This window comes from Kiloniella litopenaei, from assembly GCF_000982415.1.
GTDB classification, from domain to species: Bacteria; Pseudomonadota; Alphaproteobacteria; order Kiloniellales; family Kiloniellaceae; genus Kiloniella; species Kiloniella litopenaei.
Window position 1 is genome coordinate 228,830 of record NZ_LANI01000002.1, and the last position, 16,291, is coordinate 245,120.

A 16,291-nucleotide genomic window follows, 5' to 3' on the forward strand; every position below is an offset into this window, starting at 1 on the left:
AACACCCAAGATAACCATCAAGACGTAACGAAGAGATTGATGTTTCTGTGATTGAAAATTTCCCCTTACGAAAAACCAAGGAAAAGATACAAAAATGCTAACCCCCTTCCACATTGCCGTTCCCGTACGCGACATTAACGAAGCCAGAGAGTTTTATGGCTCAAAAATGGGTTTTTCCGAAGGTCGTAGCAGCGACAAATGGATCGATTACAATATGTTCGGTCATCAATTCGTTGTTCATCTGGACGAAACACTGGGCAAGGATGGTTCAGTCGGGCAAATTCGAAATGCCGTTGATGGTCATGGCGTCCCCGTTCCACACTGTGGCGTTGTTCTACAGATGCAAGACTGGCAAGCCCTTGCCGATCGCATGCGTGAAATCATCGATGACTTTATTATCGAACCCTATATCCGCTTCGAAGGTGAAGCCGGAGAACAGGGCACCATGTTCTTTACCGATCCTTCTGGAAACGCACTGGAATTCAAAGGCTTCAAGAATATTGAAAAAGAACTCTTTGCCACTTAAGGCACAGTTTCTCACAGTAAAAGAACAGATTTCTCATAAAAAGGGCCGCACAAATGCGGCCCTTTCTTCCTTGCTTTCGGACGGAACCATCGGGGAATAGAAATACCCGAAAGCGCAGAATAGATTATAGCATCTAAAAATAATAACTAAGGCGGACCTGTAGATGGTCATCTCGACGAACATCATATTGAAGTTCTTTATCCGTCAAACCATCAGTAATCCGTAACTCCGCTTCAATTGTCCATCTGTCACTCAGACGACGATCAGCTTCGATAGAAAAGCTGCGCGCATGGCTTAGACGATCAATAATCACCCCCGCCAGGAAATCAGTGTCTTCAACATCGTTAAGGGTTATACGCGCACCAACAAAAATATCATCATCCAGCACAGTACCCGGTGCTTCGTCTTCATCCCTTCCGTCATAATGATATTCTGCCAGTAAACCTAAATCCCCGGAATCCCCAATGATCCCAAAAAAGGTATATTCAACACCACCGGAAAAGGCGACAAAGTCATCCCCCTGTCCGCGACGATAAATCCCCTCGCCTTTCCAGAGCCATTCATCAAAAGTGGCCTGAACATCAATTGAGCTCTGATTAATGATATCGTAAAAAGGGACAAGCTTTGGCTGGCCATTACGATCAGATCGCACAACGAACCTTGGTTCACGGCTGGTCCCATAGAAATGAGCAAGGCCAAGATCCCAATCACCCAGGACTGTTGAATAGCGTAGCGCAAAATCCGGATGGAATTCTTCCATGTCAGATTCATATTCTGCACTATCCGTATCAACGGTTATAGAAGACCGAAGCCTGCCTTTGCGTCCCGGGAAAGTTCGTTCACGAAAATAGGGCATCGCAAAGATATTGAAATCACCCCAATCATTCTGGATCCCCAGATTGACCATAGGTTGACCCAGCTTGTCTTCGCCATCAACATCTTCGACAGCATCAGTCTGATTGATTATATCGACCAGGTGTCGAGATTCTGTTACACCCCAAAAAACTTTATCAAAACCAACCTTTAGATCCCACCCATCATCAATATGTTGATATTTTAGCTCTCGAATATCCCCATGACGACGTTCGTCATCTTGCGCATCAAGTCGCAGGAAGGGTTTAAAATCAATACGATCATCCCCATCATTCCATTCCACCAGAAATTCGGGTTCCAGAACAACGGATGGGTTCAAATGCTGATCCCTCTGTCCGCTATGCAAAGCTGAATCAGGAAATACCCTGAGGTCCAAACTCGCCGAACCAGAGTATTCCCAGTAGAATTCACTTTCGTCTTCCTCAGACACGTCCTGTGCATTTGCCTTGCTGGCAGATACAGCGGAAATAATAGATGCCCCCAATGCGACGGCCCCGGTTACAATAACCAGGGCTGTCAACTTGACCAGCTTCACTTTTGTAAAAAGTATGAAACGCGATCTCATCTCTGAACTTTCTTATCTCACACGCTTGAGTGTATTCTTGGTAAGCTCGCTATCTTTGAGACCCTTTTGGAATTCTATCTTTGAGAAAACCAAACGTGTCTTTTTGCCTGTCTGATGGTTTTCCATATACATGTCATATGGACGCCAGTATTTATCCAGATGTTGTTTGAAATCTGACGACGTCAGGGTTTTAAGCAGCTCCCCTTTACGATCATAGTAATCAATTTTCTGCTGACGATATTCGGACAGATCGTACCAGGTGATCATCTTGGTATAACCAGAATTCTCATAGGTGGGAATCTGCTCAACAACAGCACACTGTAACTCGCCACAAGGCTCATCACGCAGCCATTTATAGGTATATTTCTTCAACTCCTGCGCAGACAAATCTTCATACGCAAATTCCGATCCCAAAAAAGGCCCAGATTTGTTTTTTGAAGAAATACGTTTCACACGCTTCACAGCAGGCAAATACATCCATTGATCATCTGGATCAAAGATCTTGGCAAAGCTGAGGAAAGCAGTTCCCTTGACGTCCCGTGGTTTATCAAAAATTGTCAAACTTTTATCACCAACGTCATGCCCCGGAACTTCCAGCGTTTTTTGACGCATTTCACGGATAGATTTATCACCATGACGGTTTTCCAGCTGCATTTCCATATAGGATTCAGTATCGCCAAATCCCCAATCACGACGATCCCACTCTTCGGCGATTGCCGTCCCCTTTGCAACAGCCTCTGTATCATCAGCCAGTGCAGCGCCCGAAAGCGCTGTACCGGAAGTGAAAGCCACAAGTGAAAGCGAGAAAATGGTCGATAGTAATTTTTTACTCATTATAAAAACTCCAACTTCTTATTCTGCAGGCGCAGCAGGTGCTGTGCTGGCGGCTGTTGCCTTTTCGCCGTCAAACAACATCAACAATGGCGGTAACAGTAGGAAATCAATGAACAATGCCAATGCAATTGTTATAGCCGTCAGCAAGCCCATGTCTGCATTCACCGAGAAGGTCGACAGAGACAGAATGGCAAACCCGGCAACCAGTACAGCCGTTGTAATCCACAGTGCACTTCCCACGGTTTTGAAGCCATAACGCACCGCATCGGCCGATGTTTCACCCCGTTCTTTACGGGCACGGTTGTATTTGCTGAGGAAGTGAACAGTCGCATCAACGATCAATCCCAGTGAGGTCGCGGCAATAACAGACACCGCCAAGCCGACCTGGCCAACAAACAGTCCCCAGACACCAAAGGCCATGATGGCAGGTACCATATTCGGGATAAGACTGATCAGCCCCAGTTTCACGCTGCGTAAAGCAAAGACCAGAGATAAGGATATCAAGACAAAGGCCAACGCCGTACCGCTCAACATTGATTTGATATTACGATCAGCAAGGTGGGCAAACATCACTGATGCACCAGACCCGTCAGCTTCCATATACCCCGGAGCATTATCCCGCAGCCACTGGGTTGATTCCAACGCTATTTCACGCATGTCATTGGATGAAACATTATCCAGTGTCACGGTCATACGTGATGCAGATTTGTCGATGTTGATCTGGCTGTTAAGGTCCAAACCATAAGGCAGGGACATTTCGTACAATAACAAATATTGGGCCGCCAGATCGCGTTCTTCCGGCAGTTTGTACCAACGTTCATCATCACCATGCATGGATTTGTTCAGGCGCTTTAGAATGTCCGTGATTGAATTTACATGCACGACTTCTGGTTTGGTTCGCAACCAGTTTGCGAAATCTTCCAGATGTGCCAAGTAAACAGGACTGGAAACGCCACCTGATTCTTCGGCATTGATTGAAAATTCAACCTGATAGACACCGGTCAGATTATCGCGTGTAAAGTCACTATCAACGCGGAAAGGAACGGTCGTATCAAAGTATTCGATAAAACGGTCATCAAGCTCGATCTTTGAAATGAATGATGACGTACCGACCACGATGAGCCCCATACCTAACAACAGCTTTGTTCTGTGACCGATAACAAACTCGCCCAGACGTTCCATCACAGATGATTTCCCTGTGGCCACAGGCTTAACCCGAACGGGCATCACCGCAATAAAAGCCGGCAGGAAGGCAATAGAAATTAACCAGGCCGCGATAACACCGATAGCTGCGATATTCCCAAGGTCATGAAAGGGAGGGGCTTCGGAAAAGTTTAAACTCAAAAAACCGATTACCGTTGTCAAAGACGTCAGGAAAACGGGCTGCATATTCACCCGCAAGCTTTCAATAATGGCATCTCGTTTTGCTGTGCCATGTCGCATTTCATGGAACATAGTCACCAGAATATGAACACAGTCAGCAATGGCGATCGTTAAAATAATTGTCGGGGCCATTGCTGATGGTGGCGTCATTTTGATACCCGCAAATCCCGCAGCCCCCATGGCAACCATTGTTGAGAAAATAGTGACCAACAACGTTCCCAAAGTACCTGTAAAGGAGCGCAGGAAAGTAACCAGAAAAATAATGATCACAAGGAACATCAAAGGCGTAAGGGTGCTCATGTCTGCCATGGATGCAGCCGGGAAAGCGTTACTCAACGGCGCCAGACCGGTAATTGCAACCTCTAGTTCCGGATTAGCCGCTTCTATATTCGCGGCCATGTTTTCGGCATACTTAACGGCCTGATCAAGTGCAACCGCATCATCCGGCGGCAGTTGCAACGTAATTTGCACGCCCGTTGTTGTGCTGTCTTCGGAAATTATGCGCTTTGCCAAGGCTGGTTCGCTTAATGCGATTTGCTCAATCCGGTCCAACCCGGCTTGGCTTAATCCGCCTGTTTCTTCCACAAGATCTGCAACCGTTAAATCGTCTTCGACCGCTTCGGTGTGCTGAAAGTTTGTGATGGAATCAACGCGGATGGAATAAGGGATTTGCCAGGATTCTTCGGTCAGATCCTGGACCACTTCCAACCATTGTGTTGTAAAGACCTTGCCATTATTTGGCTTAAGAACAAAAAGAATATTATCTGTTTTAGTATAGATATCCTGCAAACTTTCGAATGCATTCAATTGGGGGTTATCGTCGCCAAAAAAGACGCGGTAATCACTTGTAAAGGAAAGAAAACGTCCACCCGATGCGACACCCAGTGTCGCCAAAATTGTGACCAGGAGGACGAGCCAGCGCCAACGAATTATGCCTTTTGCATAACTGACTGACAGGCGGTCCATAAAATTGCTCATTTGCCAAGCTCCGAATAGATATCGCTTCCTTCAGGGCAAGTCACGGTTCGTGTAATTTTAGACCGGAGAATAACCTCTCAAAACCACATGCATTTCATTGAATCCAAAATAAATCCAATAAAGAAGCCGCTTTTGCTTTGGAAATCGGACGTTTTTCCGGTATTACCTTACTTGAAACATGGACATCACTGAAGTAAACTAGTCGGTGTAGTTTACTTATTTATAATTCAATGTAAACTACACGGTGTAGTTTATTTGGAGTCGAATTTGGCAAAAGATAATTGTATCCTAGGCGGACTGGGGCGTAGAGCCTCTAAAAAAGAAATAAAAACGGATCAAGACTCGGTTCAAAACCCATCTGTTTGGGACCGGGACCAATGTCTGTTTGCTTCTCTTGGTCAAAAATTGAGCCGTTCGGAAAAGAAAAGAAACGACATTCGAAACGCCGCCAGCGAGATTTTTATCACCCAGGGGTTCGAAGCGGCGAGCATGGACAAAATCGCTGCCCTTGCCGGGGTTTCCAAACGAACAGTCTATAGCCATTTTGGATCAAAAGAAGAACTGTTCGCCCACGTTATTACGAACTTTTGTGACCTGAAACGCGAAGAGCTCGATGTCAAACCAGACCACGAACTCCCCTTGAAAGAATGTCTTGTAAAGCTTGGAACAAAGTTCCTCCATATGCTTCACTATCACGGCAGCGTTTCATTGTTCCGCATTTTGATTTCACAGGCAGAAACAGACCCGTCTCATGGTATAGAGTTCATGAATACGGGTCCAAAAATCTCGCGGGAACTACTTGCCACATATTTGGAAGAGAAAATCGCCGCCGGAGAAATTGCTGTTGATGACCCACTAGAAGCAGCACAGAGTTTTTATTCCATGCTTTTTGGCGCGCGCTATTTAACCTGTCTTGTGACTGGTGCCCCCCCACCCTCGCCCGAAGAAATCGACACGATTGTGGATAGCACGGTAGAACGTTTTATATACGGATTAAAAGTTACCAAAGAACCATAAGAATAACAGGTTACCCCATAGAAACTGGATCAATTATAACGTCCATGATTTTCTACGCTGACCACATAAACCATTTATTCCGGCTCTGGTAATAACACCAAGCAAAGCTTTTGGCAAAGAACGGAACGTTTCCTAACCGGGCAGTAACAAAATCATCACTGCCAGGCCGGATACCCCGCAACTGGAACGGGACTTCACAATAGAAATCCAATCGTCTATTGTATATTTTCATTTCTGATCATGGCCTTGATATAGCACATTGAATAACGGGCATATCTTAGCAAGTGTGATTAATTAAAAAGATACGCCGGACCTTTCCCTACCCAAACACTGTAAAATCTGATCAACCGACACGATTTAACCCATTTTTGTATCGCTTCTAACCGTAAGCTAAACTTGTTGAAGAGCTATACAAAAAGAGAAATATTGATGAAAAAAAGAAACCCTAAGAAAATACAAAAGTGGCTCGCCAAGTATCCCTCGTTAAATGAGCTTCGTACAGAATTTCCTGAACAATGGATCGCCGTCCAGCAAGCTATTTCCCAGGCCGCACAAGATCGGGATGTCACAACACTCCAACAAGGGATGATTCCCCAAAAAAAGGCCTCTAAAGAACTGCCCCCAGAATTAGAGAACTATATCTGCCAACGCATGTTTCAGCTTGTCGTAAAGAACCAGGGTTTGTCAGACGTTACAGGTGTTAAACATGGAAAGGTCAGCTTTAACTGGTTCAACGGTTATATCATCCAAAAGCTATTGTTTCTTGATGACCTGGAAAGAAAACCCGCCTCCCTTTTCTGGTTCCGTTTGTTTTGGCCTCTTATCTGGCAAAAAAACTACCTGATGCCTTTGGTTGAGCCCAAAGGAATTTACTGTTTCTATTCACGCGCCTTTATTGACGAGCTTGTTAAGATTATCGGCTCTCAGTCCTGTCTTGAAATAGCAGCAGGAGACGGAACTCTTTCTGGTTTTTTGCAAGATCAGGGCGTCAGAATAACAGCAACAGACAATCGCAGTTGGGATCACAGTATCGAATACCCGAAATCCGTAATTAATATGGATGCAAAAAAAGCGCTTAAAACCTACAATCCAGAAGTTGTTATTTGTTCGTGGCCTCCAGCGAACAACAACTTTGAGGCAGACGTTTTTAAAACAAATACTGTAAACACCTATATTGTTATTGGGTCTCAGTTAAAATCAGCTTCGGGTAACTGGAATAGCTACAAGGATCAGAACCTGTTCAGCTTTGAAGAGGACAAACATTTAAGTAGCTTGATTATCCCCCCCGAATTAAGTTCCGCTGTCTATATTTTTAGGCGCAAAGCAAAATAAATCGGCAGTTGTGAACACGATCCAAGCACCCAAGAGGTAAAGCAACAGGCCCTGAACGGGCCTGTGCCTATGTTGTGAACATTTGTCTATGCAGCGAATGTTTCCCGCAATCAACATACATCTCAATCGATATTAACCTCAGTTGATATCAAAGGTGATACCCTGTGCCAACGGCAATTCACGTGAATAGTTCACCGTATTGGTTTGACGTCGCATATAGGCTTTCCAAGCGTCGGAACCACTTTCGCGGCCACCGCCCGTTTCTTTTTCACCACCAAAAGCACCGCCGATTTCAGCACCACTTGGGCCGATATTAACATTTGCGATACCGCAATCAGACCCAACATCTGAAAGGAACTGTTCAGCCTCGCGCACATCGGTTGTGAAGGCACAGGATGACAAGCCTTGAGGAACATCATTCTGCATCTCTATTGCCGCATCAAAATCATCATATTTCATGACATATAGAATGGGGGCAAAGGTCTCCGTTTTGACCACGTCATGCTGTTCTGGCATTTCAACAACTGCCGGACGTGCATAAAACCCATTGGGGAAAGCCTCTTCCTGCTCTCGATCACCGCCATGTACAACACCGCCAGATTTTTTTGCCGCCGCCAGAGCACTTTGCATGTTGTCAAAAGATCCCTGATCAATCAACGGGCCGACCAGGGTTCCCTGGGCTAGTGGATCACCGACGCTCACAGTTTCATAAGCAGCAATAACGCGGGGAACAAGCTGATCATAAATGTCTTTGTGCACAATTAGACGGCGCAGCGATGTACAGCGTTGTCCCGCCGTTCCCACAGCAGAGAAAAGAATAGCACGTACAGCCATATCCAGATCTGCGCTAGGCGAGACAATCATCGCATTGTTCCCCCCAAGCTCCAGAATGGAACGCCCAAAACGTGCGGCGACTTTCGGCCCGACCTGACGCCCCATTGCTGTACTGCCCGTTGCAGAAACAATGGGAACATCTTCACTACTGACCAAAACATCACCGACATCGCGACCACCAACAATCACATGATGCAAATCCTGCGGGGCATCATCGCCAAAACGTTCAACCGCCCGTTCAAATATCTTTTGACATGCCAAGGCTGTCAGGGGCGTTTTTTCGGACGGCTTCCAGATAACAGAATTCCCGCACACAAGTGCAAGGGCTGTGTTCCAGGACCAGACAGCAACCGGAAAGTTAAAGGCTGAAATGACGCCGCACACACCGACAGGGTGCCAGGTTTCGCGCATATGATGTCCCGGTCTTTCCGACGCAATTGTCAAACCATAGAGCTGGCGGGAAAGGCCAACAGCAAAGTCACAGATATCTATCATCTCTTGAACTTCGCCCAGACCCTCTTCGTAGATTTTACCACATTCCAGTGTCACCAACCGACCCAGATCTTCTTTGGATGCCCGCAATTCCTCGCCCAATAATCGCACCAGTTCTCCCCTGCGTGGCGCAGGGACTTGGCGCCAGCTCTTGAACGCAGCCTTAGAGGACGCGATAACTTGATCAACCTTATCAGCCGGAATTTCCTGAACCATCCCGATTTCTGCGCCATCAATTGGCGACGTAACCCGAAGACTACCACCAGATGTCATTTCCTTTGTCAGCCCCAGACGTTCCAGAATATCTGAATAACTCATACCAGTCTCCACCACATGAACAGCTTAAATAAATAATGAAATTGTATATTTTCTAAAATATTAAATTAATCATATCAGAAAGTGGTGCAATAGAGGAATAATTCTAACCCTATAACAAAAACTCATGAAGTAGAGCGCAATCGAAAAACTTTAGGGGTATCAAGGAATTCAAGGACAACCAACTTTATCTATATGATTTTTAATCATATATTTCTAACCACACGCTCTACTTTTGATATAAATATTTATTTAAAAAATTAGCTTTTTTGTATAGTTTATGAAAGGATACGTGAAAGCTGCTTACCAAGTATTGTCCTTCTTTTCCTGCCAATCAAATCCCATCCCAAAACATCACAGGTATCCACTTGAAGACTTCAGGCAAACATTCAGATACTTCAGTACCATTAACGAATAATATTGGTGTAAATGCCCCTTCAAGCAATACAGGTGAAGCCGAAGAAAAATACTCAACACCCTTTTTATACAGTGCTGATAATCCCCCCGCCCCTAAACCACCACGGGTCGAATGCTATCTGGATCGGGAAAACCATATCCGGCATATGGTTTATATCGGGACATTACATCATGAACAACTTGTCCCTGAAGTTGTTGAAATCTGGAAAAGCATCGAACATCTGGAACGATATAATAACCTTATTGACCTACGGTTCCACAAAGGCGATGTCGGCTGGCATACAGTGAAAGAAATAGGAAACCAATGGGATATCTTTTTCAATGGCAATGCGCCACGTATTCGCACCGCCTTTATTTCTCGTGACTTTACCTTCAATCTTTTGATCAAAGCGATGCAAGCGCTCGCCCCTGAACATACCTTTCAGGTCTTTAAGACGAAACAACAAGCCCTGGACTGGCTATCAAAGGCACCGCCCGAGCAATGAAAAACAAGCACAATTCTGCCTACCGTTTCATGGCTTGTTGGACAGAGAATTATGCCCTCAGTTCTCTGTAGTGATATTACCTGTATAGATACAAGTAGCCTTGCTTGATAAATACCGGTCCTTACGCGGACAAACGGGCATCCACATACAAAGTGTCACGACTGGTGCGCTCTAGGTTTGTGTGCACACGATAGGTATCATCAATCTCCTGACGTGACAAAACATCTTCGGGCTTGCCATCTGCCAAGACTTTTCCCTCTTTAATAAGCACCAGTCGATCACAGAATTGCGCCGCCAAATTCAAATCATGAAGCGCAGCAATGACAATCATATTCTTGTCTTGCATAAAGGAGCGGATTGTCGAAAGAATTGAAAGCTGATGGTGCAGGTCCAACGCCGAAGTCGGTTCATCCAAAAGCACAAGCCTTGGCTCCCTAACCAGTGTCTGTGCAACAGACACCATTTGGGCCTGACCTCCACTGAGGTTTGAGATCCCGCGATCGGCAAGATGCGATAGATCCAAGGCTTGCAAGACAGAAGACACCTGTTGCAGGTCACTGTCTTTCACCCGCCATCCCGTCGTCTGTTTCAAAGCCAGCAAGACACATTCAAACACCGTAAGAACAGCGTTACAGCCATAGGATTGCGGCATATAGGCCACCACTTTGGAACGTTGTCCCCGGCTGGCACGTCTTAAGTCCCGACCGTCTAGTGTAATTTCGCCCTCTGTTGTCTTTACAGCCCCGGCAATAGATTTGAAAAGGGTCGATTTACCTGATGCATTCGGGCCAATAAGGCCGACGAATTCCCCGCCAGATACTGTTGAGACAGAAACATCCTTCAAAATCTGTTTGTTACCATACCCGGCACAAAGCCCCGAGATTTCAAGCGTCATGATAAGCGTTCCTTTCGGGTACTGAGGATAAGAGAGATAAACACGGGAACACCAATCAGGGCCGTAATAATGCCAATCGGATAGATAATACCGGGTGTAATCATCTTGCTTATGATAGATGTCAAAGAAAGTGTCAGTGCCCCCACCAAGGCAGACAGGGGAATAAAAAAGCGCTGGTCTTCGCCAACAATCAGGCGGGCAATATGGGGACCGACCAAACCAACAAAACCGACCGTCCCGACGAAGGCAACCGCTGTTGCCGCAAGAAGAGAGATCACAATCAACATCTCTACACGCAATCGAGCGACATCAATGCCCAGACTGATAGCCGTATCATCCCCCATTCGCAAGGCCGTCAACTGCCATGTACGATAAAAGCTATAGGGCAGCGCAAAGCATAACAAGATCGCACCCAAAGATATCTTTTCCCAGCTCGCCCGTGATAAGGAACCCATCATCCAGAATACAATACGGGCTAGCTCATCTTCAGAAGCCATATATTGCATCATGGCAAGGGCTGCGTTAAAGGCAAAAAAGATGGCAATTCCGAATAGTATCATCGTTTCGGTTCCCACCCCCTTTATACGGGTAGCAACCAGAATGAAGATGCATGTCATCAAGGCAAAAACAAAGGCATTGAATGTTACCAGCAAAGGCCCAAGATTAGGGACAATGCTCCAGCCAACAACAATGGCGAGCGCAGCACCAAACGACGCCGCAGATGACACCCCCAGTGTAAAGGGTTCAGCCAAAGGATTATTTAAAACCGTTTGCATCTGCGCACCCGCAAGCGCCAAAATGGCCCCCACAAGTACCGCCGTAAGCGCAATCGGCAAACGATAATCCCAGATAATGACCTCTAGCTTTATGCCATGTGCCTTGGCATCCCACAGGGTTTCAAAAACCACAGAAAGAGGAAAGTCCCCCGGCCCATTGGCAACGTCAAAGATAAAGCTGACAAAAAGCAAAAGAGTAACACCAAGCAAAATGAGATAACGTTGCCGAAGTTGACGTCGATACCCCAATTGAACAGGCACATCGGCGATAGAATTAGCAACAGTATTCACCTGTTCCGTATAACTGATTTGTTCTGTTGTCCCCGCCTTGTCAGCACTTTCAACCTTATCTGCACCAAAGGACATTACTGGTCTTTCTGTATATATTCTGAAATTAAAACGTGATCAGTAGAAAAAGCAAAATACCCGCGAGATGTGCCCCCTGAACATCAGGACGGACAACAACCTCGCGGGCTTCATTTCAGGTGTTACTGTGTTGCTGGTAATGAGCCCCAGAACACACCGCTATAGTCAATCGGGAGAAACTTGTCGTGTAACTCGACAAAGGTCGCTTCCGGATCGAGATCCGCAAATTTCTCTGGATAGAACCATTTGGCAAAAGTTTGTAACGCCACGAAATGATAAGGGCTGTTATAGAACTGGTGATAAATTGAATGGAACCGCCCGGACTTAACCGCTTTTAGCTCGCTCCAACCCTTACGACCTGCCAGGGCAACCAATCTTTGATTAACTGCGTCCTTATCAGCTTCATAGCCAAACAGAACCGCCATGGTGCCTGGTTGAGCTTTGGACCAGTTTGCTCCGGTTCCCAAAATCACATCGGGATCATCGGTAAAAATAACCTCTGGATTAACTTTACCACGAAGGCCCGGGAATTTTTTAGTTCCCCAATTCAAGCCCCCAGCAAGGTCGACTAGGCGACCAAGGTTGGCACTACCGTAGGTGCTACAGCATTTGTCAGGATTATAACCAGCAGCATTTTCGATAAAGACAACGGGCTTGTCTTCGTCTTTGATTGCTTCAACACGTGAAAACACAGTCATCATGTTTTTCAAATAATAATCGACGAATTCATCAGCATTATCCCGTTCGTCAAAAATACGTCCCAGAATTTGTAAACTAGGAACAGTATGCTGTGTTGGACGTTGACGGAAATCGAGGAAGACAACGGGAATACCAGCTTTATCAAGCTTATCCAGAATACCGCTTTCCTGTGCCTTTAAAAGGTTGCCCAAGTTCAGGAAGACAACATCAGTATCCAGTGAAATCACCGTTTCAAGACTATATTCAGCGGCATAGGGACTGCCCAGATTTTCAATTTTCTCTACTTCGGGAAAGCGTGCTTTATATTTTTGATAAGCATCAGGATCGTAATTGATCAGGTCATCTTTCCAGCCAACCACACGTTTGAAAGGATTTTCGCGGTCCAGAACAGCGATGGAATAAATCATACGCCCTTCGCCAAGAACAACCTTTTCTGGGTTCTTTTCTACTTCGACAGTACGTCCAGCAATATCCGTAATCGTTACCTTGTCAGCCAAAGCGGCATGCGGGACCACAGCAAGACCGACGGTCATAGCCAAAGTTGCAGCAAAACCGGTTGCCGCAGCTTTTAAATTTGTCATTTTCATTTGATTTCCTCCAACGGGGTCAAATTCCGTATTCAGTGACGGGGAAAAATAGGAATAATTTTTCAACCCAGAGCATCGAATGAAGGCAGAATACTTAAAATAAATGAGAATGCAAATGATTCGCATTTATTTATTTTCTTAAGAAAAAACAATTGGCAAAAAAGTCGGATAATGGCTAATCAAATATCGTATTTTGCCTATATCCAACGACATTTCAGCCTGATACTGTGCTGTCCAATCTCTCTTTTCCGGATCACCCCGTCATGAATACAAATAAGAAACCACTTTGGTTAATACTCGCGCCTGTTGCCTTTACAATATTGTGGGCGGGTGGCTATGGCATTGCCAAGGTCGGATTGCAATACGCCGAACCAATGACGTTGCTTTCCATGCGCTTTTCAACAGTGGTGATTTTACTATTTCCTTTTTTCCTTATCTTTAGGCCTGCCCTGCCCAAGCACCCGAAAGAATGGGGGCATCTGGTTGTTGTCGGCGTGCTGGTCCAGGCAGTCTATTTCGGTTTTTGCTGGTGGGCTTTCAGGTCCGGTGTATCGGCTGGTGTATTGGCAATCTTTATGTCATTACAACCCATACTCGTCGCCATACTGGCGCCCAAACTGGCACAGGAAAAGGTTAGTTGGCTGCGTTGGCTTGGGTTGTTGCTTGGTCTGACGGGCGTTTTCATTGTTATTATTGCCCGATCAGATATTGAGCCACCAACCCTGATCGGTGTCAGTTTCAGCGTTATGGGGCTTTTGGGTATCACCAGTGGTGTTCTTTATGAAAAGCGTTTTGGTGGCGGCCATCATCCGATCGTTGCCAACATGGTTCAATACGCTGCTGGATTTGCCGTGGTTGCCCCTATTGCCCTGATCTTTGAAACGATGGAAGTCACCTGGACAATGGAATTTTTTGCCGCCCTTGCTTATTTGGCAATCGGCAATTCAATTCTGGCGATCAGCTTGCTCCTTGCGATGATCCGCGCTGGTGAAGTATCGCGCGTATCCTCATTAATGTTTCTTGTCCCCCCACTTGCGGCCTTGTTTGGTTGGGTATTGCTTGGCGAAGAAATGCCATTGTTTGCCTGGGTCGGAATGGCCGTGGCTGCAATCGGGGTCTTGATCGTATCAAAAAACAAGACAGTGTAACTTGACCCGTCTTTAATTCGATTTGGTGCGTACATACTTGAAAGCATCAATATAGAGCTTATCAAGTTCGCCGCTTTTACGAAGTGCCTCTATTTCTTTATTGAGGGCGGGTGCCAAATCGGCATGACGTTTATGTAGATAGTGAAATAAAGATACTATTTTAAGTGCGGGGCCATGTGTTCTGATATTCCGGTTAGGAAAGTTCTTTAGAACCTCAAGCCCGCCAATTAGGTCAGTTGCAATAACAACATCCACATTTCCGGCATCCAGTTGTTCAAACAACTCGCCGACTGAATTAAACATTTTTGGGTTTAGCCCTTGCGTCATTTCTTCTGAAATAAGGACCCCCTTTTCAATTCCTATCCTCTTTTCTTTCCAACTATCCATGGTTGGCAAAAAATCAGCATCATGGTTCGTATAAACACGAAACCGCAGATCAACATGGGGGAAAGACAGTTGAACAAGGTTTGGATAGTCCGATGCCAATCCCGGCCGACGCATATTCTCCGCATCTGTTACGCCGGCATTTGCCTTTTCCAGTGATTCTCGCCCCTGATAATCGGCAAAGGAAATCTGATATCCGATCCGTGCGTATATTTTCTCGAGAACATAAGAAATGGCAAGATCACCATCCCCATGGCCCAAGCGGGAAATGACAAGTTTCTTTTCTTCGTCAGCCAGAGCACTGGTATGAAAAAAGCAAACAGCAAGGACCGACAGACAAAAGGACCGAAAACTTTGCGCCATATTACTCTTCCCGCTTTCAAACTGTTTGAGCCTGACTTTGTTCGGCGCACCTTAACGGCAATGCCGCGCCCCGATACCCGAATAAATCAAACATGCGTTCGAACAATCTAGCCAAGAGATATTAATAGATCATTATCCGCGTGCGGTTAAGTTCTGTTACTTTTTTGAGGATCAAACAAATATAGCAAACCAAATCATACCCAATTTTAGATTGTGGGTGGCGATCTGTCCGAATGAAGCTAACTAGTCGCTCGTCTTGGTTTTAGAACGAAGAACTTGAAATCCTTCTACATAGAGTTTTTCCAGACCACCATGTTTACGAAGCCGTGCTATTTCCTTGTTAAGCAAGGGCACAAGGGCCTCATGACGCTTATGAAGATAATGATACAGAGAAATTGTTTTCAGGATGGCTCCGTGAGTTTTTATTTGTTCGCCCTGATGATGCAGAAAAACTTCCAAACCACCAATTAGGTCTGTTGCAATGGCAACATCAATCTGACCGAGGTTTAATTCTTCAAAAAGTTCACCAACAGAATCATACGCAACAGTGTTTAAATCCTTTGTCATTTCTTCTGAGACAATGACCCCTTTTACAATACCAATTTTCGTTTTTTTCCAACTGTCAGTCTCTGGCAAAAAAACATTGTTGCCTTTGATATAGATACGAAAGTTGATATCAACATGCGGTTGGGACAGCTGGATCAAATTAGGATAAATACGTTCCAATCCGGCCCGGCGCATGTTCTCACCATCGGTTTCACCCGCGTTTGCTTTTTCGACAGATTTTTTACCGGGGTAATCCACAAAAGCTATTTCATAGCCAACCTGCTTGTAGATTTGTTCTAACACATAGGAAACAACTTTATCACCATCGGCATTTTTGAAACGTGAAATAAGCAGCTTGTTCTCTGCGGCAAAAGCTGCATCTGAACATAACACCACCCATAAAAAGCACATAGAAACAATGTGTTTCGATCCTAAGGCTATGTATTTTCTTGTCCAAAACAGTACAAATCAATGGC

14 protein-coding genes are annotated in these 16,291 nt (G+C 45.5%); 5 read left to right on the plus strand and 9 right to left on the minus strand.

Annotation, left to right across the window (positions count from 1 at the left end):
* The first annotated feature begins 94 nt into the window (after positions 1-94).
* Positions 95-526 carry a VOC family protein gene (locus WH95_RS02700; RefSeq protein WP_046502619.1) on the plus strand — a complete coding sequence of 144 codons (432 nt, stop codon included), beginning with the start codon at positions 95-97 and terminating at the stop codon, positions 524-526.
* Positions 527-659: 133 nt separating this feature from the next.
* Here WH95_RS02700 and WH95_RS02705 read toward each other — a convergent pair whose 3' ends face one another.
* The 3 genes from WH95_RS02705 to WH95_RS02715 are packed head-to-tail and all read right to left on the minus strand — an operon-like array spanning position 660 to position 5,159.
* A complete protein-coding gene (locus tag WH95_RS02705; protein WP_052741740.1) occupies positions 660-1,964 on the minus strand; it encodes a hypothetical protein in 1,305 nt (434 codons plus the stop codon).
* Positions 1,965-1,976: 12 nt separating this feature from the next.
* Positions 1,977-2,798, minus strand: a complete 822-nt coding sequence (locus WH95_RS02710; RefSeq protein WP_046502620.1) for an outer membrane lipoprotein-sorting protein — start codon at positions 2,796-2,798, stop codon at positions 1,977-1,979.
* Between the two features lie 18 nt (positions 2,799-2,816).
* Positions 2,817-5,159, minus strand: a complete 2,343-nt coding sequence (locus WH95_RS02715; protein ID WP_052741741.1) for an efflux RND transporter permease subunit — start codon at positions 5,157-5,159, stop codon at positions 2,817-2,819.
* Positions 5,160-5,426: 267 nt separating this feature from the next.
* On the opposite strand from WH95_RS02715, the gene WH95_RS21240 reads away from it, so the two are divergent.
* On the plus strand, positions 5,427-6,176 hold the full coding sequence (locus WH95_RS21240; RefSeq protein WP_046502624.1) for a TetR/AcrR family transcriptional regulator: 750 nt from the start codon (positions 5,427-5,429) through the stop codon (positions 6,174-6,176).
* A gap of 429 nt (positions 6,177-6,605) precedes the next feature.
* Positions 6,606-7,508 carry a hypothetical protein gene (locus tag WH95_RS02725; protein ID WP_052741742.1) on the plus strand — a complete coding sequence of 301 codons (903 nt, stop codon included), beginning with the start codon at positions 6,606-6,608 and terminating at the stop codon, positions 7,506-7,508.
* 138 nt (positions 7,509-7,646) lie between these two features.
* Here the strand turns inward: WH95_RS02725 and amaB are convergent, their stop codons facing one another.
* The gene (amaB, locus tag WH95_RS02730; RefSeq protein WP_046502626.1) at positions 7,647-9,152 is read right to left on the minus strand and encodes an L-piperidine-6-carboxylate dehydrogenase; all 1,506 of its coding nucleotides are present in this window, start codon (positions 9,150-9,152) and stop codon (positions 7,647-7,649) included.
* Positions 9,153-9,517: 365 nt separating this feature from the next.
* On the opposite strand from amaB, the gene WH95_RS02735 reads away from it, so the two are divergent.
* Positions 9,518-10,051 (plus strand): hypothetical protein, encoded by a 534-nt coding sequence (locus tag WH95_RS02735; protein ID WP_046502629.1) that lies wholly within the window; start codon positions 9,518-9,520, stop codon positions 10,049-10,051.
* A gap of 121 nt (positions 10,052-10,172) precedes the next feature.
* Here WH95_RS02735 and WH95_RS02740 read toward each other — a convergent pair whose 3' ends face one another.
* The 3 genes from WH95_RS02740 to WH95_RS02750 form a co-directional block, all read right to left on the minus strand.
* Positions 10,173-10,946, minus strand: a complete 774-nt coding sequence (locus WH95_RS02740) for an ABC transporter ATP-binding protein (protein ID WP_046502631.1) — start codon at positions 10,944-10,946, stop codon at positions 10,173-10,175.
* A complete protein-coding gene (locus WH95_RS02745) occupies positions 10,943-12,088 on the minus strand; it encodes a FecCD family ABC transporter permease (protein ID WP_082113951.1) in 1,146 nt (381 codons plus the stop codon). Before WH95_RS02745 ends, WH95_RS02740 begins: the two co-directional genes overlap by 4 nt.
* Positions 12,089-12,210: 122 nt before the next feature.
* Positions 12,211-13,368 carry an ABC transporter substrate-binding protein gene (locus WH95_RS02750; RefSeq protein ID WP_113771979.1) on the minus strand — a complete coding sequence of 386 codons (1,158 nt, stop codon included), beginning with the start codon at positions 13,366-13,368 and terminating at the stop codon, positions 12,211-12,213.
* A 269-nt stretch (positions 13,369-13,637) separates the two neighbouring features.
* On the opposite strand from WH95_RS02750, the gene WH95_RS02755 reads away from it, so the two are divergent.
* Positions 13,638-14,522 carry a DMT family transporter gene (locus WH95_RS02755; protein ID WP_046502633.1) on the plus strand — a complete coding sequence of 295 codons (885 nt, stop codon included), beginning with the start codon at positions 13,638-13,640 and terminating at the stop codon, positions 14,520-14,522.
* A gap of 12 nt (positions 14,523-14,534) precedes the next feature.
* On the opposite strand, the gene WH95_RS02760 is transcribed toward WH95_RS02755, so the two are convergent.
* Entirely contained in the window at positions 14,535-15,269 is a 735-nt protein-coding gene (locus WH95_RS02760) for a substrate-binding periplasmic protein (RefSeq protein ID WP_046502635.1), read from the minus strand.
* Positions 15,270-15,512: 243 nt separating this feature from the next.
* Positions 15,513-16,211 (minus strand): substrate-binding periplasmic protein, encoded by a 699-nt coding sequence (locus WH95_RS02765; protein WP_157845871.1) that lies wholly within the window; start codon positions 16,209-16,211, stop codon positions 15,513-15,515.
* Positions 16,212-16,291 lie beyond the last annotated feature (80 nt).

Excerpts from the sequence above, each read along its gene's own strand:
- WH95_RS02760 (WP_046502635.1), bottom strand. The coding sequence starts at position 15,269 with ATGGCGCAAAGTTTTCGGTCCTTTTGTCTGTCGGTCCTTGCTGTTTGC.
- WH95_RS02710 (WP_046502620.1), bottom strand. The coding sequence starts at position 2,798 with ATGAGTAAAAAATTACTATCGACCATTTTCTCGCTTTCACTTGTGGCT.
- WH95_RS02745 (WP_082113951.1), bottom strand. The coding sequence starts at position 12,088 with ATGTCCTTTGGTGCAGATAAGGTTGAAAGTGCTGACAAGGCGGGGACA.
- WH95_RS02725 (WP_052741742.1), top strand. The coding sequence starts at position 6,606 with ATGAAAAAAAGAAACCCTAAGAAAATACAAAAGTGGCTCGCCAAGTAT.
- WH95_RS02740 (WP_046502631.1), bottom strand. The coding sequence starts at position 10,946 with ATGACGCTTGAAATCTCGGGGCTTTGTGCCGGGTATGGTAACAAACAG.
- WH95_RS02700 (WP_046502619.1), top strand. The coding sequence starts at position 95 with ATGCTAACCCCCTTCCACATTGCCGTTCCCGTACGCGACATTAACGAA.
- WH95_RS02715 (WP_052741741.1), bottom strand. The coding sequence starts at position 5,159 with ATGAGCAATTTTATGGACCGCCTGTCAGTCAGTTATGCAAAAGGCATA.
- amaB (WP_046502626.1), bottom strand. The coding sequence starts at position 9,152 with ATGAGTTATTCAGATATTCTGGAACGTCTGGGGCTGACAAAGGAAATG.
- WH95_RS02755 (WP_046502633.1), top strand. The coding sequence starts at position 13,638 with ATGAATACAAATAAGAAACCACTTTGGTTAATACTCGCGCCTGTTGCC.
- WH95_RS02750 (WP_113771979.1), bottom strand. The coding sequence starts at position 13,368 with ATGACAAATTTAAAAGCTGCGGCAACCGGTTTTGCTGCAACTTTGGCT.
- WH95_RS02705 (WP_052741740.1), bottom strand. The coding sequence starts at position 1,964 with ATGAGATCGCGTTTCATACTTTTTACAAAAGTGAAGCTGGTCAAGTTG.